Source organism: Xanthomonas protegens (assembly GCF_038442435.1).
In the GTDB taxonomy this organism is placed as follows: Bacteria; Pseudomonadota; Gammaproteobacteria; order Xanthomonadales; family Xanthomonadaceae; genus Xanthomonas_A; species Xanthomonas_A sontii.
On record NZ_JAQJCQ010000004.1, the window covers coordinates 108,128 to 126,583 of the forward strand.

An 18,456-nucleotide genomic window follows, 5' to 3' on the forward strand; every position below is an offset into this window, starting at 1 on the left:
CCAGCCTCGACACCCTGTGGTTCTACTCCCCAAGAGACCATCCCCAAGGGAGCTCATGTCGTGGGGCTCTGAGCAAGCCCGTTCGCTGGCACCTTCTTTCCCCGATCCCGGCCCTCCATTGGCAGGCGGGATACGCGCCCACGGCCGCCACGCGCTGCGCGTAGCGCAGCGGGACATGCCCCACGTGTCGTTATCGTCGTAGGAGCGGCTTCAACCGCGACGGGCCTTCCCGGGAATGCGCGTCGCGGCGGAAACCGCTCCTGCGGGCGGGCGTTGCGCGTCATGACGAGAGGCGCACAACCACCGGTGCGGCGCCGTCTGCACGACCGGCACCCGCTGCGGGCGCCGGCGTGCCGTGCCGCCTCAGCGGCCCATCGCCGCCAGGATGCGGGCGAGCACGTCGTCCTGCGAGCCGACGCCGTCCACGCGCGCGAGCGTGCCGCGCTTGTCGTAGAAGCCGATCACCGGCGCGGTCGAATCGGTATAGACCTGCAGGCGCTTGCGCACCGACTCGGGGTTGTCGTCCTCGCGGCCTTCGGCCTTGGCGCGGCCGGCGATGCGCTCGACCAGCAGTTCGTTGGCCACGTCCAGCTGCACCACCGCGTCCAGCGGCTGGCCGAGCTTGGCCAGCAGTTCGTCCAGCGCGCCGGCCTGGGCCAGGTTGCGCGGGTAGCCGTCGAGGATGAAGCCGTTGCGCACGTCGTCGCGGCCGAGGCGCGATTCGAGCATGCCGAGCAGGATGTCGTCGGAGACCAGGTCGCCGCGCGCCATCACTTCCTTGGCCTGCACGCCCAGCGGGGTGCCGGCGGCGACTTCGGCGCGCAACAGATCGCCGGTGGAGATGTGCGGGATCTGCAGCTTGTCCTTCAGGCGGGCCGCCTGCGTGCCCTTGCCCGATCCGGGCGGTCCCAACAGAACCAATCGCATCAACCTGACTCCTCGAGGAAAGTACCGTGCGCGGCCGGCGGCGTTAGACTCGGGGGCCACGCCTGCGCTGCACCGCAAGAGCCCCAGCTTACCGCATCCAGGCAATGTCCCGGCAATGTCCCCACCCCAGGAGCGAACCCCGACCATGGCCCAAGGCACCCTGCTGTACGCCCAGTCCGGCGGCGTCACCGCCGTCATCAACGCCAGCGCCGCCGCCGTCATCGGCGAAGCGCGGGCGCGCAAGGTCAAGGTGCTGGCCGCGCGCAACGGCATCCTCGGCGCGCTGCGCGAGGACCTGATCGACACCTCCAAGGAATCGGCGGCGGCGATCGCCGCGCTGGCCCACACGCCCGGCGGCGCGTTCGGCTCGTGCCGCTACAAGCTCAAGTCGCTGGAGGCCGACCGCGCCAAGTACGAGCGGCTGCTGCAGGTGCTGCAGGCGCATGACGTGCGCTATTTCCTCTACAACGGCGGCAACGATTCGGCCGACACCGCGTGGAAGGTGTCGCAGTTGGCTCAGGCGTTCGGCTACCCGCTGCACTGCATCGGCGTGCCCAAGACCATCGACAACGATCTGGCGGTCACCGACACCTGTCCGGGCTTCGGCTCGGCAGCCAAGTACACCGCGGTGTCGGTGCGCGAGGCGGCGCTGGACGTGGCCGCGATGGCCGAGACCTCGACCAAGGTATTTGTCTACGAGGCCATGGGCCGCCATGCCGGCTGGCTGGCCGCCGCCGCCGGACTGGCCGCGCAGTCGCCGGACGACGCGCCACAGATCATCCTGTTCCCCGAACGCGCCTACGACGAGGCCGCCTTCCTCGCGCAGGTGCGCAAGGTGGTGGACAAGGTCGGCTGGTGCGTGGTGGTGGCCAGCGAAGGCATCCAGACCGCCGACGGGCGCTTCGTCGCCGATGCCGGCGGCGGCACCGATGCGTTCGGGCACAGCCAGCTCGGCGGCGTGGCGTCCTACCTGGCCGGCAAGGTCAAGGCCGAGCTCGGCTACAAGGTGCACTGGACCCTGCCCGACTACCTGCAGCGTTCGGCCCGCCACCTCGCCTCGCGTACCGACTGGGAACAGGCGCAGGCGGTCGGCAAGGCGGCGGTGCAGTTCGCACTGAAGGGCATGAACGCGGTGATGCCGGCGATCGTGCGCAGCAGCGACGCGCCGTACCGCTGGAAGATCGAGGCCGCGCCGCTGGCCAAGGTCGCCAACCACGAGAAGAAGATGCCGGCCGGGTTCCTGCGCAAGGACGGCTTCGGCATCACCGACAAGGCGCGCCGCTACCTGCAGCCGCTGATCCGCGGCGAAGCACCGCTGCCCTACGGCACGGATGGCCTGCCCAAGTACGTGGCGCTGAAGAACGTGGCAGTGAAGAAGAAGCTGCCGGCCTGGGAGGGCTGACAGCGCGGCACACGATCGGCATGGCGTCATCGGCGCATGCCGTCGCGCGCGGGATGTCGCCGTTGGCGCCAGCCTCTGCAGGCTGCGCCGGACAATCGGGGGACGCGACAGGATGCTGCACGGGTCCTGGCGCATCCACCATGGATGTCGGATTGCCTGCACCTTCAGAGAAGACGAGGCCACCAGGATGCGCGACACGCACGAAGACCCAAGCAGCGCGTCCGGCCACATGCGCTTCGATTGGCACAGCGACCCCATCACCCGTGCGACGCCGGTGGACGAGCACTATCGCAACACGCAGAACGTGCGCCGCTTCCTCGTGACCATGTGCGGCGACGGCTTCGCCTTCGAGCGCGCGTTCATTGCCTGGATCAGGAACGGCGTCGCCAAGACCATGGGCGACGTCGCCGACGAATGGCGGCGACGGCACACCGGCACCGTGCCGACCTGAAACACCGCCCCACGCGCCACATGCGCCGGATCGGCAACGGTCAAGATGTGCGACAGCAACGCAACGCGCAAAGCCGCCAAGCCTGTCTTGGATCCTGGTTTACGCAGGCGCCCAGTGATCGCATGCGCCGTGCCTGTGCGGCCTCACGACAGCCACATCACCGTCGCGCATCCGCAGCGCCGGCCGCGGCCGCCCTGCCTGCGCGATGCAGGCGTGACGGCCGAGGCGGCTCGGCAATCTTCCCGCTCAGCGGCAGGCCTTGCCTTCCATCGTCATCTGCGCGGCGAACTGCGGCACCTGTGGGACCTTGCCGGCGGCCGCCTGCTGCTTGGCCTCTTCCAGATAGATCCGCGACTGGCCCTGGCCATCGCGCTCGGTGTTCAGCGCCACCGGCTTGCGCCACACCCGCACCACCGCCTGCTGCGACGGACAGGCGGCGCTGGGCACGCGGATCAGATCGTTGAACTTCCAACCGGTGGCCTCGCTGGGCTTGGCCTGATCGAACTCGACCAGCCTGGCGCGCGGCTGGCAGGTCGGGCTGCTGCGTACCGCGGAGAAGCGGTAGGGCTGCGCCGCATCGCCGGTGTACTCGCCCTCGAAGCGCACGCAGGCCTCGGGGATCTGGCGGATGGTGTGCACCACGCCCACCGCCTGCGGCGCGCTGGCCGGGCGCTGCAGTTCCGGGGTCGGGTCGGCGGCCATGGCGGCCAGCGGCGCCAGCGCACACAGGCCGAGGGCCAGGATCGAGGCGCGTGCGCGCAGCCTTGGGGAAATCGTCGATTGCATCTGCATCGGAGGGCTCCTGGGAAGCGATGCGCCACGCTGCCACGCACAGACTGAACCGCACGCCAAAAGTGAGACGCCCTGCCAGGTCGCTGGCGGCATCACGGAGGCAGGCGCATACTCGCCCACGTTCAGGCCAGATGACATTGCGATACGCACCAGCGGCGCGCGTTGTGGCCGCGGAGTCGTTGCATGCTTCAGCTCCTACGGTGTGATCCCCCGGTATGTCCAGCGCTTGGGCGCCATCCACATCCTTGGGAGGGGTCATGCTGGAACGATATGCGGTCACCGTGGCACTGGCGTGCGCGGCTCTGGCGGTGCTCTACGGCATCGTCTCCACGCGCTGGATCCTGGCGCAGCCCGCCGGCAACGAACGCATGCGGCAGATCGCCGATGCGATCCAGGAGGGCGCCCGCGCCTACCTCAACCGCCAGTACCTGACCATCGCCATCGCCGGCGCGGTCCTGCTGGTGCTGGTCGGGGTGTTCCTGAGCTGGTACACCGCCGGCGGCTTCGCGATCGGCGCGGTGCTGTCCGGGGTCGCCGGCTACATCGGCATGAACCTGTCGGTGCGCGCCAACGTGCGTACCGCCGAAGCGGCGCGGCGCGGGCTGGCGCCGGCCATGGCGGTGGCGTTCCGCGGCGGCGCGATCACCGGCATGCTGGTGGTCGGGCTGGGCCTGATCGGCGTGGCCGGCTACTACGGCCTGCTGCAATGGCTGGGGCACAGCGTGGGCGACAGCCTGCATGCGCTGGTCGGCCTGGCCTTCGGCAGTTCGCTGATCTCGATCTTCGCGCGCCTGGGCGGCGGCATCTTCACCAAGGGCGCCGACGTCGGCGCGGACCTGGTCGGCAAGGTCGAGGCCGGCATCCCCGAGGATGACCCGCGCAACCCGGCGGTGATCGCCGACAACGTCGGCGACAACGTCGGCGACTGCGCCGGCATGGCCGCCGACCTGTTCGAGACCTACGCGGTCACGGTGATCGCGACGATGCTGCTGGGCGGGCTGATGGCCGCCGAGGCCGGGCGCAACGCGGTGCTGTATCCGCTGGTGCTGGGCGGGGTGTCGATCGTCGCCTCGATCACCGGCACCTTCTTCGTGCGCGTGCGCCCGGGCGGCTCGATCATGGGCGCGCTGTACAAGGGCGTGGTGGTCTCGGCGGTGCTGGCGGCGCTGGCGTTCTGGCCGGTGACCCAGCAACTGATGGGCGACACCGCCGCCGGTGCCGCCAAGCTCTACGGCTGCGCGCTGATCGGGCTGGCGTTGACCGGGCTGATCGTGTGGATCACCGAGTACTACACCGGCACCCAGTACAAGCCGGTGCAGCACGTGGCCGCGGCCAGCACCACCGGCCACGGCACCAACATCATCGCCGGCCTGGGCATCTCGATGAAGTCCACCGCGCTGCCGGTGATCGCGGTGTGCGCGGCGATCTGGGGCGCGTTCGCGCTGTCGGGCCTGTACGGCATCGCCATCGCCGCCACCGCGATGCTGTCGATGGCCGGCATGATCGTGGCGCTGGATGCCTACGGCCCGATCACCGACAACGCCGGCGGCATCGCCGAAATGGCGGAACTGCCGCCGGAGGTACGCGCGGTCACCGATCCGCTGGACGCGGTCGGCAACACCACCAAGGCGGTGACCAAGGGTTATGCGATCGGCTCGGCGGCGCTGGCGGCGCTGGTGCTGTTCGCCGACTACACCCACAACCTGCGTGCCGCGCACCCCACCGAAACCTTCGCCTTCGACCTGTCCGACCACACGGTGATCATCGGCCTGCTGATCGGCGGCCTGATTCCCTACCTGTTCGGCGCGATGGCGATGGAGGCGGTCGGCCGCGCCGCCGGCGCGGTGGTGGAGGAAGTGCGGCGACAGTTCCGCGAGATCGCCGGCATCATGCAGGGCACCGGCAAACCGCAATACGACCGCGCAGTCGACATGCTGACCCGCTCGGCGATCCGCGAAATGATCGTGCCCTCGCTGCTGCCGGTGGCGGTGCCGATCGTGGTCGGCCGGTTGCTGGGCCCGCGCGCGCTCGGCGGCCTGCTGATCGGCACCATCGTCACCGGGCTGTTCGTGGCCATTTCCATGACCACCGGCGGCGGCGCCTGGGACAACGCCAAGAAGTACATCGAGGACGGCCATTTCGGCGGCAAGGGCAGCGAGGCGCACAAGGCCGCAGTGACCGGCGACACCGTCGGCGACCCGTACAAGGACACCGCCGGCCCGGCGATCAATCCGCTGATCAAGATCATCAACATCGTGGCGTTGCTGCTGGTGCCGCTGCTGTAGCCACACGCGCAGCCGGCGTCGGCGACATGCCGGCGCCTGCTGCGCGTCCTCTGCCGCTACAGGCAGTCGATCAGGCCATCGTTGATGCTGTGCTCGCTGCGTGGCAGCGGCGCGAACAGCGGCCGCTCGCCCGACAGCGCCGCATACAGCGCGTGCAGCCGGGTCTGTGGCTGCAGCGGGGTCCGGCAGTGCCACAGCCGCGCATCGACCACGACCCGGCCGGTGTCCGCATCGATACTGGCCTCGCTGGCGCCGAAGCTCCAGATGCACTCCCCGATCACCCCGTCGCGCTGGCGCACCGAGCAGCGATAGCGCAGCGGCCGGTAGTCGCTGTAGTCGCCTTCGCAGAAGGTGTCGCCGCAGAGCTGGTCGAAGTCGTGCGCCAGCCGTCGCTCCAGGTCGGCGAACGCCTCCCAGCCCTCGCCCGGGGCGGGATAGTCCATCGCATCCACGTAGGCCGGTTGCGCCTGCTGCGCCTGGGCACCGCCGCAGGCCAGGACCAGCACCGCCAGCAGCGGCAGCATCGATTGCCGGATTCCGTTCATCGTCTTGCTCCTTGGGTGGGGACAGTGGCCACAGGGTCGCCGCCACCCGATTCCGGCACCATCGGAATGCGCCCCATGCGGGCCGGTATGGAGTCCGAAACCGCTGTAGGAATCCTCCGAACCGCCGTGCGCTGCATTGCAACAGCCAACCGACTAGAATGCCTGCCTCTTTAGAAGCCACTCCACTGGAGCTAGCGCATGGGTCTGGAACTGGTCACCTCCGGCAAGAACCTGCCGGAAGAAATCAACGTCGTCATCGAAATCCCCAAGGATTCCGAGCCGGTCAAGTACGAAGTGGACAAGGCCAGCGGCGCCATCTTCGTCGACCGCATCCTCTCCACCCCGATGCGCTACCCCTGCAACTACGGCTACGTGCCCAACACCCTTTGCGGCGACGGCGACCCGGCCGACGTGCTGGTGGTGCTGCCGCTGCCGCTGGTGCCCGGCTGCGTGGTGCGCTGCCGCCCGGTCGGCGTGCTGAAGATGAGCGACGAGGCCGGCAGCGACGAGAAGATCCTGGCGGTGCCGGTGGCCAAGGTGTTCCAGGGCTATGCGCACATCGAGGACATCACCCAGGTGTCCGGCCACTGGATGGAGCGCATCGGCCACTTCTTCGAGCACTACAAGGACCTGGAGAAGGGCAAGTGGGTCAAGCTCGACGGCTGGGGCAACGCCGAGGAAGCCAAGCGCATCCTGCGCGAGTCCGTGACCCGTTACGAAGCCGGCGCCTGAGCCGCCGCCGCCGCGGGGCGCTGCCGCCCCGCCGTGGCTGATCCGTTTCACGTTTTGCCGTTGCCGGGGCGCCGCCCTTCGGGGTTTGCGGTACATTGCGCCATGGCATCACCGAGCCCGGTCCGTCCGCGACCCGGCTCTTCTTGGGGGACAGTCTCTTGCGCATCCTGTTCGTCGGCGACGAAGCCAGCCTTCCGTCCGAAGTCACTGAATACATTCGCGATCTTGGCGACGACTGGCAGGTCCAGAGCGTTGCCGACGGCAATGCCGCGATCGCCGCGGCGGCCACGGTGCGCCTGGATGCGGTGATCGCCGCGCCGACGCTGCCGGACCTGACCACCGCCACCCTGCTCGGCCAGATCCGCACGCTGAGCCCGGAAACCATCCGCATTGCGCTGATCGAGGCCGAACAGAGCAATCGCGCGCCGCCGGCGCGGATCATCGGCGTGGCCCACCGGTTCCTGCCGCTGCCGCTGTCCCCGGAAATGCTGCTGGAGGCGGTCACCAGCCTGGAGGAACTGCAGGAACTGCTGGGCAACCCACGCCTGCGTTCCAGCATCGGCCGCATCGAGAAGCTGCCCTCGCCGCCGCATCTGTACCTGAGCCTGATGCATGCGCTGGAGCAGGACGAAGGCAGCAACGCCGCCGACCTGGCCAAGCTGGTCTCGGCCGACCCGGCGATCGCGGCCAAGGTGCTGCAGCTGTGCAATTCGGCGTTCTTCTCCAACGGCCGCACCATTTCCGACCTGCGTACCGCCGTGACCCGGCTGGGCACCGCCACCCTGCGCGACCTGGTCCTGGCCAGCGAAGTGTTCTCGGTGCAGGCGCTGTCCAACGCCGAGCGCAACGCGCTGCAGCAGCGCTCGCTGCTGGCGTCCAAGCTGGCCGCGAAGATGCTGCCGGCCTCCAGTGTGGAACTGGGTTCGACCGCGGCGCTGCTGGCCGACATCGGCCTGCTGCTGCCGGGCGTGCGCGACGAGCGCGAGCCGCCCACCGATGCCAACGACACCCGGCCGGGCCACGCCGAAGCCGGCGCCTACCTGCTGGGCCTGTGGGGCCTGCCGATGCCGATCATCGAGGCGGTGGCCTTCCATCGCCAGCCGCAGCGTTCCAGCACCCGCAGCTTCTGGGTCACCGGCGCGGTGCACGTGGCGATGGCGCTGGCCAGCGGCTCGGAGGTCGACGAGGAGTACCTCTCCAAGACCGGCATGCTCAACAAGCTGCCGACCTGGCGCGAGCACGCCGAGAACCTGATGGGCCTGACCTCGGCCTGAGCCCGACCGTGGCGCGCGCGGCCTGCCGCCGCGTGCGCCGGATGGTGCCTCCTGCCCTTCGCCGGCGTCCTCGCTGCCGTTGGCCCACGTCCTTCGGCGCCTCTCGCGCCGACATCGCGGCTCGCCAGCCGCCCAATCCTTACGACGGTCCGCCGAGCGCCCCTGCAGTGGTGCGTCGATTGCGCCATCCCGCGTCACGGTGAGAGCCGTTCCCCGCGAGCGCGTAGTGGCCACGTGAGGAACCACGACAGGGCGTCCTCCACGACGACGCGAAGCGCACTGTCGTAGGAGCGGCTTCAGCCGCGACAGGCACCCCGGCAAAGCCTGTCGCGGCTGAAGCCGCTCCTACCGCAAAGCAACTGCATCCGGCCACAGCGAGTTCATGGCGCCGGCACGCGATGCCAGGTCACCTTGCGTCGCATCGCCACCGGTCGCCGGACCACCAGCAGCGACGTGGACGCGAGGAAGCACCGGCCATGCGCCACGTCCCAGCTCGCCAACCACCTGCCCGCCGCCCGGCACACCGTCACTCAAGCCGCGCAGGCACAAAAAAAGACGGGCCTTGCGGCCCGTCTTCGTGTCACGCAAACAGCTCGATCAGAAGCGCTGGGTGTACTTCATGTACACGTAGCGACCGATGTCGAAGCCGCCGTAGTAGGCGAAGCTGCTGTCCGGGGCCGAGTACATCAGCGGACCGCGGTGGTCGAACACGTTGTTCGCACCGATGGCGATCGTCGCGTCCCACGGCGCCTTCCAGTTGACCTGCAGGTCGTGGAAGGTGTTGGAACCGGTGTGACGCAGCGGATCGGATTCGCCGTTGGCTAAGTGGTCCGGCGCATCGCAGTAGTCCGTGGCCAGCGAGATGCAGCTTTCCTTCATGCCCGAGTAGTAGCGCAGGGTGTAGTTCACACCGAAGTCGCCCATCGTCCAGTTCACGCCCAGGTTGGAGCGCACGCGGAAGATGCCCGGCTCGCCCACGCGGCCGATGGTGATGTTGTCGCCCGCGGCGTTCTGGCCGGCTTCGTCGTACTTGCTGACGTAGCTGGTCTGCCAGTCGATCATGATCTTGCCAAACGCCATTTCCGGCAGACGGTAGCGGATGCCCAGATCGTAGCCTTCGGTCTCCATCTGGCCGAGGTTGGCCACGCCGTAGGTCATCGCCGAGATGTGGCCGTCGGCGGCGCGGGTCACGCCGGCGCAGCGCTCGGCATTGCCCAGCACGTAGCAGTCGCGCAGGATGCGGTCGACGCTATCGGCGATGATCATGTCCTTGATCTCGTAGCGGTACCAATCCAGCGAGATGTCCAGGCCCTGCACCCAGCGCGGGCTCCACACCAGACCGGCGGTCTTGCTGGTGGAGGTTTCCGGACGCAGGTTCGGGTTGGAGCCGCTGATGAACTCGTCCGGGGTCTGGCACGGATAGGTGGTGCACGGCACGTAGCCCTGGCCCAGCTGGGTGTAGCCGACCGGCACGCCGGCCGCGGAACACGCCGCATTGCCGTTGACGCTGTTCGGCGCGCCCACGCCGCACGGATCGACGTACGACTCGAAGCTGCTGCTCAGGCCACCGTACAGATCGCTGATCGTCGGGGCGCGGAAGCCCTCGGCGTAGGTGCCGCGGACCAGCAGCTCGTCGATCGGCTTCCAGGTGAAGCCGAACTTGGAGTTCACCGTATCGCCGAAGTTGCTGTAGTCGGAGTAGCGGCTGGCCAGGTTCAGGGTCAGCTGCTTGGCGAACGCCATGTCGGCCAGGATCGGCACGTTCAACTCGAGGTAGAACTCGTCCAGATCGTAGTTGCCGGCGGTGGTCTTGGCGCCCAGGCCGGTGCTCTCACCCGACTGCGCGAAGGCGTCCGGCGAGAAGCGGCCTTCTTCCTTGCGGTGCTCGTAGCCGACCGCGATGCCGAGGTCGCCCGCCGGCAGCGTCGCCAGCGTGCCGCTCAGGTTGGCGGTGTAGCTGGTGGTCTTGGTCAGGCCGGTATCGGTGAAGTACGGGAACAGGAAGGCCTGGGTGTCCGCATCGGCCAGCGAGCCCGGGCCGGCCACGCCGAACGGCAGCAGCGGGTTCCACGGACGGCATGCGCTCAGCGACACCGGCGCGGCGGCGGTGCCGCACTGGGCGACGCCATTGGCGTTGATGAAGGACGAACCCAGCGCCTGGCGCGCCGCGATCAGGCTCATGTCGCCGTGACCGGTCTTGGTGCTCTCGTTGCGGTTCCACAGCGCACCGACGTCCCAGTCCCAGCTCTTGTCGGCGAACTCGAAGGAGCCGCTGATGGTCGGCGCGAAGCGCGTGGTCTTCAGCTTGCTCTCGGTGGTGCGCGGCACTTCCCAGAGGCGGCGGCGGAAGTCGATGTCCTGGCCGATCGGGTTGAACGCGCTGTCGCCGGCCAGCGGGGTGCCGAACGCAGCGGACTGGTACGGGTAGCCGGCGATCTGCTGATCGGTGGTGCGCTCGTTGTAGAGCACGTCGGCGTTGAAGACGATGGAGTCGGTCAGGTCGTAGTTGGCGTTGGCGAACACCGACTTACGCTCGATGCCGGTCTGCACCATCATCTGCTGGTTGGAGTTGGCGCGCTCGGCCGCCGTCAGCGGGTGGTAGTCGGCCGGATTGTTCGGGTTGCCGCCCTGGTTCAGGGTCTGCCACACCGCCACGTTCGGATCGGAGCAGTCCACGGTCAGCGGGTTGCACCAGCTGCCGTTCTGGCTGATCGGGCTCCAGCTGCTCGGGGTGGAGTTCGGACCACGGCTGCCGTCGCGGCTGAACCAACGGTTCTTGGCGAACACCGGATCCTGCTTGGAGTACTCGGCGGTCAGCGCCACGCCACCGCGCTCGCCCTGGGTGCCGATGGTGAAGGAGTACTGCGAGGTCTTGCCGTCGCCTTCGCCAAACTGGCCGAACTCGGCCGAGACTTCGGCGCCGTCGAAGCGCTTGCGGGTGATGATGTTGACCACGCCGGCAATGGCGTCGGAACCGTAGATCGACGAGGCGCCGTCCTTCAGCACTTCGATGCGCTCGATCGCCGCCATCGGGACCTGGCTCAGGTCCTGCAGGCCGGAGGTGGTCGCGCCCAGGCGCTTGCCGTTCAACAGCACCAGGGTACGCTCGGCACCGAGGTTGCGCAGGTCGACGTAGTAGCCGCCGACGTTTTCGCCGGAGGCCAGCGCATCGGCGCGCGAGATCGCCGGGGAACCGGCCGAGGTCAGGTTCTGCAGCACGTCGGCGACCGAGGTGTAGCCCTGGCGCTCCAGCGCCTGGCGGTCCAGGGTCAGGATCGGCTGCTGGGTTTCGACGTCGGCGCTACGGATGCGCGAACCGGTGATTTCGATCCGGTCCAGCGTGGTGGTGGACGAGGCGGCGGCTTCTTGCGCGCCGGCAATCGCCGGCGTCAACGCGATCGCGATGCTGGCGGGCAGCAAGCCCAGCCGCACTGCGGGAGTGCGAAGGTTCATCAATCTCTCCAGGGTAACGTTAGGGGCGTGTTAAGACGCCCTCGGCACGTTACGTTCCGGTGAGCGCGGCTGCTTTGCCGCTGTCGCCTGCAGACTTTGCCGATTCTGGCGGCACGGTGCTGCCATGGCGATATTGCGAGGCGGAGACACCGAAGCGTGCCCGGAACGCCCGCGCGAAGCTGCAGCAGTTGTCGAAGCCGCTGGCGGCGGCCACTTCGCCGATCATCATCGTGGTGTCGCGCAAAAGGTCCGCCGCGCGCTCCAGGCGCAGACGCGCCGACAACGCCTGCGGGCTTTCCTCATACAGGCTCTGGAACGTCTTGGACAGGTACCAGCCGGAGAAGTTGGTCAGCTCGGCCAGTTCGCTGATCCGCACCACGCGGTCGCGATGGCCGTCCAGATACAGCCGCGCACGCTGCATGCGCCCGAACACCTGGCGCTTGCGCATCCGCGAACGCCCGGGACAGCGCTGCACGCGGCGCGACAACTCGCCCTGCATGGAGGCCAGATGCAGCAGCACCGGCCGCATCGCCAACGCATCGCCGGGCCGCGCCGCCGCCTGCCGCCACAGGCGCAAGGCAGTCCGCGTCTCGCGCAGCGACAGCTCGCCGCGCCCCGCATACAAGGTCTCGTCGGCCATCCGGCCCAAGGCCTTCAGCGCCTCGCCGTCCAGGCTCAGGCCGATGCACAGGCCGTCGCGATCGGTCTGCAGCATCGGCCGCGAGTCGCGTTCGAAGGCCAGCCACTGGCCGCGGCGCAGGGCGAAACGCCCCTCCTTGGCCTCGATCCAGGCGCTGCCACGCAACTGCAGCCAGACCGTGAAGGCATTCGCCGACGCCTGCACGCTGGCCAGGCGCGCCGCGCCCAGGCAGGCCGGACCCGCCGGCGCATCGTCGGCGTCCAGCACCAGTTGTTGTCCATGATCGACCAGGAAAGATTGCCGCATCCGAGCACCTGTTTGACGTAAACCGGTGCGCAGTCTTTGCCGAATGTGGCGGCAAATCAGGACGTCTTGGCGATAGTTGTCCGAAATCGCCACGATGCCCTTTACGAACAACTTACGAAGCCTATTTCTCTTTCCGGATCAACCAGTTGTGCGAGATGGTCGAGAACCATTCCGGCTGCTCGTGCATGCGCATGAAGCCGATTTCGCTGCCGTCCTCGACCGCCAGCGCCACATAGGCGTCGCCACTGCGCGGATCGATGCTGAAGCCGTTGACCGCGCTGAAGTGGTCGCGGTCCAGGCACACGCTGGCGGCGAGGCCACCGTCGATCCGCGCCATGCGGCTGGCGCATTCGCCGGTCTGGAACAGGTAATGCACCGCACCCTCTGGGCCCAGCGCCCAACTGCGGTAGCGCCACAGCGACGGCAGACTGTCGTCCACGACACGCACGCTGGCTAGGTCCAGGCTGGCATCGACGCGCCACAGGCCGCTGCGCGCGAGCCGGGTGAACAGGATTTCCCCAGTGGCAGGATCAGCGCGGACCTGGGAAACATCCGGCAAGCTCGCCAAGGGCCGCCAGGGCACCGCGCGCCGGTCGTACAACTGCAGGCGGGTGCGGCCGTTCTCGCCCAGCAGGACCAGCAGTTGCCCGGGTTCGGCGGTATACAACGCCTGCAGCGGCTCGCCGGCCGGCACCGGCAAGGCCGCCACACTGCCGGATTGCGGCCGGACCTCATAGATCGCCGAATGCCCCTGCGCATCGCGGCCGCTGACCAGCAGCGCCTGGCTGTCGGCCGACCACGCCAGCGGCTGCCGGGTCTCCGGCCGCACGCCCTCGATCAACCGCAACGAGGTCGGCTGGCTCACATCGCCCCACCACAGTGCATAACTGCCGTCGCGATCGGAGGTGAAGGCGAGTTGGCGCCCGTCGGGCGCGATGCTCGGCTGGCCGTCGCGGCCGGTGGAGGCGAACAGCCGCTGACGCTCGCGCGGCACATCCGCCGCTCGCGCCGGGATGCGGTACACGGCGAACTGCGGACGCCGGTGCACGAACGCCAGGCTGCCGCCGTCGCGCGCCAGCCGCGGCGCCTGCGCATCGCTCAATCCCAGGTCGCGCAGGCGCCGGGTCTGCGTGTCCAGCCGGTACAGCCGGGTCTCGCCATCGACGCGGCGCCCGAACACGATGCCCTGCCCGTCGCGCGCCCAGTCCCAGCCGCGGATCTCGGCGAATTCGTGGGTCAACGGCTCGGCGGTGCCGCCGGCAGCCGGCATCCGCCACAGCCCGCCCATCTGCGGATTGCGCACGAAGGCGATCCATTTACCGTCCGGCGAGTAGCGCGGCGCGTAATCGAAATCGCCGGCAGCGACCGGATAATCCAGCGCCGTCCAGCGCCCGCTGCCCAGATCCAGCACGCGGATGCCGCGCGCCGGCTGACGCCCGTTCATGCTGCCGAACACCAGACCGCGGCCATCCGGCGTCCAGTCGAAGCTGAGCAATTCGCTGTCGTCGCAGCGCGCGACCTCGCGCGCGGGCGTACGCCCGTCGGCCTGCACCAGCATCACCCGGCACTGGCGGTCGGCGCCGAGCCGGGCGAAGGCGATGTGCGTGCCGTCGGGCGACCAGGCCGGCAGGCGGTCGGAGGCGCCGCGGGCCGGGACGCCCAGCGAACGCGGGGGCGTACTGCCGGCGGCGCCGCTGGTCGGCTGGATGAGCAGCTGGGTGCCATCGCTGCCGGTGGTGCGTGCGGCATAGGCCACCTGTGCGCCATCCGGAGACAGCGCCGGCTCCAGCTTGAATCCGGACATGGCGGTGATCAGCCGGTACGGCCGCTTGGGGCTGCCCAGCACGCGTTCCTGCTCGGCGGAGTCGGCGGGCACGGCCTCGGGGCGCGCGAACCACCACCAGCAGGCCAGCGCCAGCACCAGCATCGACGCCGCACCGGCGGCGGCGGCGAGCCATGACGGCGCGCGCCGCCGCGCCGCGGGGGCGATGGCCGGAACACGCGCTGCAGCCGCCTCCGCGGCGTCGTCCGTGTCCGGCAATGGAGCCGCCGCCGCGCCCGCCTCGGCCTCGACATCCGGCAAGGCCTGCACCGGTGCCACCAGGCGGTAGCCGGTCTTGGCCAGGGTCTCGATGTACACCGGCGCCTCGCCGCGCACGCCGGCCGCGAAGGCCTTGCGCAACTGGGTGATGGCCTGCGTCACCACATCGTTGGTCGGCTGCGTGTCCGGCCAGACCTGCGCCAACAGCGCCTCGCGCTCCACCACCTGGCCCGGTTGCGCCAGCAATACCCGCAGCACGCCCATCGCCTTGGGCGTGAGCCGTTGCGGCCGGCGCGCGCGCGGGGCGTGCACCTCGCGCAAGGACAGCAGCACCAGGCAATCGCCGACCTGCATCCGTTGCGGAAGCGTCGGTGTGGCGAACGATGAGGAAACCATGTTGGACAACGAAGAACGCCGTGAGGAAGGTGCCGCGAATGCGGCGGCTGCGCGGCCACGCGTGGCCCCGAGACAGAGGCCAACGAGCAAACTCGGCAAAACGAGGCAGCGGATGCCGCCAAGCGCGGCTTGTCACTGAATTCTACTCTAGTCATCGCCGCCGCCAACCGCGACGACGCATTCAGGCTCTCTCTCCGCCGACGAAATTCACATAATCGCTCCATGACTGCGCGCCCCTGGGCGCGCTTTTTTTACGCCACGTTCACGTCTTCATCTGGCGTGTGACGCTGAGCCCAATCAGTCGCGACACCACCAAGGCGATGTACATCACGCCGGCGAACTGTTCGATCATCACCAGCGCGCGGGCGAGCGGCTGCACCGGCACGACGTCGCTCAGGCCCACACCAGAAAGCACGCTGAAGCTCAGATACAGCAATTCCATCCAGGTCCGCGGCGAGGCCGCGTCCACGGCCGCGGTGAAGCTGCCCGGCAGCCATTGCTGGCAGACCGCGAAGACGAACGCGAAGGCCCAGGCCAGCAGCGTGAAGGTGGCGCCGGCCGCATAGAGTTCGTCGCGGGTGACCACGTGGTCCTGCAGCATGTAGGCGATCAGGCTGCCGGCGGTATAGAAGTACAGCAGGCTCTCCAGCAGTTGCGCCCAGGCGGTCATCGCCGGATTGCCGAGCAGCGCCGCGGCGATCGACAGCGCCACCGACGGCAGCGCCAGGCAACAGGCGATCCATAGCGCCGAGGGTCCGCGGTTGACCACCCACAAGGCCAGCGCCAGCACCACGATGCCGAACGCGCCGAACAGCGCGCGCCCGGCCGCGGTGTCCTCCATCCAGGGATACAACAGCACGCCCAGCAGTTGCACCGCGAGCAACAGCGCGGACGGATGGCGACGCAGCGCGAACGCATAGCGCAGCATGAGACATTCCCTGTGGCGACCAGCGCGCATCATAGACGCGCGCGTGGATGACGCCGTCGTCATGATCGCGGCGCACACCGCACCCCCACGCACAGCCAGGTTCATGTCGGCAGCGGCGGCGGCGCCCTGCGGCGCCGACCGCCGTGCGCTCACTCGGCGCGGTACACCTGCGCGCCAGCCGCCAGGAACTGCGCCGACTTCTCGGCCATGCCGGCCTGCAGCGCCGCTTCCGCGTCGACCCCGTGTTCGGCGGCGTAGTCGCGCACGTCCTGGGTGATCTTCATCGAACAGAAGTGCGGTCCGCACATCGAACAGAAATGCGCCAGCTTGTGCGCGTCCTTGGGCAAGGTCTCGTCGTGGAACTCGCGCGCCTTCTCCGGATCCAGGCCGAGATGGAACTGGTCGTCCCAGCGGAACTCGAAACGCGCCTTGGACAAGGCGTTGTCGCGCACCTGCGCGCCGGGGTGGCCCTTGGCCAGGTCCGCGGCGTGCGCGGCGATCTTGTAGGCCATGATGCCGTCGCGCACGTCGGCGCGGTTGGGCAGGCCCAGATGCTCCTTCGGCGTGACGTAGCACAGCATCGCGGTGCCGAACCAGCCGATCATCGCCGCGCCGATCGCCGAGGTGATGTGGTCGTAGCCGGGCGCGATGTCGGTGGTCAGCGGCCCCAGCGTGTAGAACGGCGCCTCGCCGCACTCGCGCAGCTGCTTGTCCATGTTCTCCTTGATCAACTGCATCGGCACGTGGCCGGGGCCCTCGATCATGGTCTGCACGTCGTGCTTCCAGGCGACCTTGGTCAACTCGCCCAGCGTTTCCAGTTCGCCGAACTGGGCGGCGTCGTTGGCGTCGGCGATGCAGCCCGGGCGCAAGCCGTCGCCCAGCGAAAAGGCCACGTCGTAGGCCTTCATGATCTCGCAGATGTCCTCGAAGTGGGTGTAGAGGAAGTTCTCGCGATGATGCGCCAGGCACCACTTGGCCAGGATCGAGCCGCCCCGCGAGACGATGCCGGTGACGCGCTTGGCGGTCAGCGGCACGTAGCGCAGCAGCACGCCGGCGTGGATCGTGAAGTAGTCCACGCCCTGTTCGGCCTGCTCGATCAGGGTGTCGCGGAATATCTCCCAGGTCAGTTCCTCGGCGCGGCCATCCACCTTCTCCAGCGCCTGGTAGATCGGCACGGTGCCGATCGGCACCGGCGAGTTGCGCACGATCCATTCGCGGGTCTCGTGGATGTGCTTGCCGGTGGACAGGTCCATCACCGTGTCCCCGCCCCAGCGGATCGCCCACACCAGCTTCTCCACTTCCTCGGCGATGCCGGAGCTGACCGCGCTGTTGCCGATGTTGGCGTTGATCTTGGTCAGGAAGTTGCGGCCGATGATCATCGGCTCGCTTTCCGGATGGTTGATGTTGCACGGCAGGATGGCGCGGCCGCGGGCGATCTCGTCGCGCACGAACTCGGGCGTGATCTGCTGCGGGATGGCGGCACCGAACGCTTCGCCGGGATGTTGCGCGCGCAGTTGCGCATCGCGCAGGTCCTGCAGGCGCTGGTTCTCGCGGATCGCCACGAACTCCATTTCCGGGGTGACGATGCCGCGCCGTGCGTAATGCATCTGGGTGACGTTGGCGCCGTCGCGGGCGCGTCGCGGCAGACGCCGCGCCGGGAAGCGCACCGCCTGCAGGCGCGCATCGTCCTCGCGCGCACGCCCGAACTGCGAACTGAGCCCGGCCAGCGCCACGCTGTCGCCGCGCTCGGCGATCCAGGCGGCGCGCAGCGGCACCAGGCCGGCGCCGAGATCGATCCGCGCCTGCGGGTCGGTGTACGGCCCGGACGTGTCGTAGACGCTGATCGGGGCATTTTCCTCGCCGCCGAACACGGTGGGCGTGCGGGTCAGCGCGATCTCGCGCATCGGCACCTGCAGATCGGCGCGCGAGCCCTGCACGAAGATCTTGCGCGAACCGGGGATCGGGCGGGTCACCGCCGCGGACAAGGTGTCGGTCTGCTGCTGCAGCGGATTGGGTACGGCGTTCATCGGCGTTCGTCCTGGTTCAAGTGACCCGCAGGGGAAGCGGGACGGGTGCGAGCGGACTCGCATCTCGGACGAAGCGGCGGCGCGGGCCCGCCACGGACGCGCACGTGCCCCGCAGCGGACTTGCGAAGCTTCCCTACGCCGGTATCAACCGGATCAGGTTCGAAGGGACTGTCTCAACCGCGGCCTGCGCCGGCGGTACCCCCGCTTCTGCGGCTATTAGACCCGTTTCCGCCACTCGCCGCCAACCGCTGCGGCTG

13 protein-coding genes and 1 riboswitch are annotated in these 18,456 nt (G+C 68.9%); of the genes, 5 read left to right on the forward strand and 8 right to left on the reverse strand.

Annotated elements, in window-relative coordinates:
• Positions 1-363: 363 nt before the first annotated feature.
• Positions 364-927: an adenylate kinase gene (locus PIQ37_RS06725; protein ID WP_342072865.1), complete on the reverse strand. Its 564-nt coding sequence runs from the start codon at positions 925-927 to the stop codon at positions 364-366.
• A 145-nt stretch (positions 928-1,072) separates the two neighbouring features.
• On the opposite strand from PIQ37_RS06725, the gene PIQ37_RS06730 reads away from it, so the two are divergent.
• Entirely contained in the window at positions 1,073-2,329 is a 1,257-nt protein-coding gene (locus PIQ37_RS06730; protein ID WP_267111350.1) for a 6-phosphofructokinase, read from the forward strand.
• Between the two features lie 112 nt (positions 2,330-2,441).
• Positions 2,442-2,780 (forward strand): DUF6434 domain-containing protein, encoded by a 339-nt coding sequence (locus tag PIQ37_RS06735; RefSeq protein ID WP_342072866.1) that lies wholly within the window; start codon positions 2,442-2,444, stop codon positions 2,778-2,780.
• A gap of 246 nt (positions 2,781-3,026) precedes the next feature.
• Here PIQ37_RS06735 and PIQ37_RS06740 read toward each other — a convergent pair whose 3' ends face one another.
• Positions 3,027-3,482, reverse strand: coding sequence for a hypothetical protein (locus tag PIQ37_RS06740; protein WP_342072969.1), 456 nt, complete (start codon positions 3,480-3,482; stop codon positions 3,027-3,029).
• 347 nt (positions 3,483-3,829) lie between these two features.
• Between PIQ37_RS06740 and PIQ37_RS06745 the strand changes: the two genes are divergently transcribed.
• Positions 3,830-5,857 (forward strand): sodium-translocating pyrophosphatase, encoded by a 2,028-nt coding sequence (locus PIQ37_RS06745; RefSeq protein ID WP_342072867.1) that lies wholly within the window; start codon positions 3,830-3,832, stop codon positions 5,855-5,857.
• 56 nt (positions 5,858-5,913) lie between these two features.
• Here the strand turns inward: PIQ37_RS06745 and PIQ37_RS06750 are convergent, their stop codons facing one another.
• Positions 5,914-6,402, reverse strand: coding sequence for a hypothetical protein (locus PIQ37_RS06750; protein WP_295928270.1), 489 nt, complete (start codon positions 6,400-6,402; stop codon positions 5,914-5,916).
• A gap of 198 nt (positions 6,403-6,600) precedes the next feature.
• Here PIQ37_RS06750 and ppa point away from each other — a divergent pair, with 198 nt between their 5' ends.
• Together ppa and PIQ37_RS06760 are read left to right on the forward strand one after the other, a co-directional pair.
• A complete protein-coding gene (ppa, locus tag PIQ37_RS06755) occupies positions 6,601-7,134 on the forward strand; it encodes an inorganic diphosphatase (RefSeq protein ID WP_010343376.1) in 534 nt (177 codons plus the stop codon).
• Between the two features lie 158 nt (positions 7,135-7,292).
• Positions 7,293-8,408 (forward strand): HDOD domain-containing protein, encoded by a 1,116-nt coding sequence (locus PIQ37_RS06760; RefSeq protein ID WP_342072868.1) that lies wholly within the window; start codon positions 7,293-7,295, stop codon positions 8,406-8,408.
• A 597-nt stretch (positions 8,409-9,005) separates the two neighbouring features.
• Here the strand turns inward: PIQ37_RS06760 and PIQ37_RS06765 are convergent.
• The 5 genes from PIQ37_RS06765 to thiC all read right to left on the reverse strand — a co-directional run bounded on the left by PIQ37_RS06765 (position 9,006) and on the right by thiC (position 18,199).
• Positions 9,006-11,861, reverse strand: a complete 2,856-nt coding sequence (locus PIQ37_RS06765) for a TonB-dependent receptor (RefSeq protein ID WP_342072869.1) — start codon at positions 11,859-11,861, stop codon at positions 9,006-9,008.
• Positions 11,862-11,910: 49 nt separating this feature from the next.
• Entirely contained in the window at positions 11,911-12,807 is an 897-nt protein-coding gene (locus PIQ37_RS06770) for a helix-turn-helix transcriptional regulator (protein WP_026144680.1), read from the reverse strand.
• Positions 12,808-12,928: 121 nt separating this feature from the next.
• The gene (locus PIQ37_RS06775) at positions 12,929-15,244 is read right to left on the reverse strand and encodes a winged helix-turn-helix domain-containing protein (RefSeq protein WP_342072870.1); all 2,316 of its coding nucleotides are present in this window, start codon (positions 15,242-15,244) and stop codon (positions 12,929-12,931) included.
• Between the two features lie 262 nt (positions 15,245-15,506).
• Positions 15,507-16,172: an ion channel gene (locus tag PIQ37_RS06780; protein ID WP_342072871.1), complete on the reverse strand. Its 666-nt coding sequence runs from the start codon at positions 16,170-16,172 to the stop codon at positions 15,507-15,509.
• A 149-nt stretch (positions 16,173-16,321) separates the two neighbouring features.
• Complete coding sequence (thiC, locus tag PIQ37_RS06785; protein ID WP_342072872.1) at positions 16,322-18,199, reverse strand: phosphomethylpyrimidine synthase ThiC; 1,878 nt, start codon at positions 18,197-18,199, stop codon at positions 16,322-16,324.
• A 112-nt stretch (positions 18,200-18,311) separates the two neighbouring features.
• Positions 18,312-18,412: riboswitch (TPP riboswitch) on the reverse strand.
• Positions 18,413-18,456: the final 44 nt, after the last annotated feature.

Excerpts from the sequence above, each read along its gene's own strand:
- PIQ37_RS06725 (WP_342072865.1), bottom strand. The coding sequence starts at position 927 with ATGCGATTGGTTCTGTTGGGACCGCCCGGATCGGGCAAGGGCACGCAG.
- PIQ37_RS06730 (WP_267111350.1), top strand. The coding sequence starts at position 1,073 with ATGGCCCAAGGCACCCTGCTGTACGCCCAGTCCGGCGGCGTCACCGCC.
- PIQ37_RS06735 (WP_342072866.1), top strand. The coding sequence starts at position 2,442 with ATGCTGCACGGGTCCTGGCGCATCCACCATGGATGTCGGATTGCCTGC.
- PIQ37_RS06740 (WP_342072969.1), bottom strand. The coding sequence starts at position 3,482 with ATGGCCGCCGACCCGACCCCGGAACTGCAGCGCCCGGCCAGCGCGCCG.
- PIQ37_RS06745 (WP_342072867.1), top strand. The coding sequence starts at position 3,830 with ATGCTGGAACGATATGCGGTCACCGTGGCACTGGCGTGCGCGGCTCTG.
- PIQ37_RS06750 (WP_295928270.1), bottom strand. The coding sequence starts at position 6,402 with ATGAACGGAATCCGGCAATCGATGCTGCCGCTGCTGGCGGTGCTGGTC.
- ppa (WP_010343376.1), top strand. The coding sequence starts at position 6,601 with ATGGGTCTGGAACTGGTCACCTCCGGCAAGAACCTGCCGGAAGAAATC.
- PIQ37_RS06765 (WP_342072869.1), bottom strand. The coding sequence starts at position 11,861 with ATGAACCTTCGCACTCCCGCAGTGCGGCTGGGCTTGCTGCCCGCCAGC.
- PIQ37_RS06770 (WP_026144680.1), bottom strand. The coding sequence starts at position 12,807 with ATGCGGCAATCTTTCCTGGTCGATCATGGACAACAACTGGTGCTGGAC.
- PIQ37_RS06775 (WP_342072870.1), bottom strand. The coding sequence starts at position 15,244 with ATGGTTTCCTCATCGTTCGCCACACCGACGCTTCCGCAACGGATGCAG.
- PIQ37_RS06780 (WP_342072871.1), bottom strand. The coding sequence starts at position 16,172 with ATGCTGCGCTATGCGTTCGCGCTGCGTCGCCATCCGTCCGCGCTGTTG.
- thiC (WP_342072872.1), bottom strand. The coding sequence starts at position 18,199 with ATGAACGCCGTACCCAATCCGCTGCAGCAGCAGACCGACACCTTGTCC.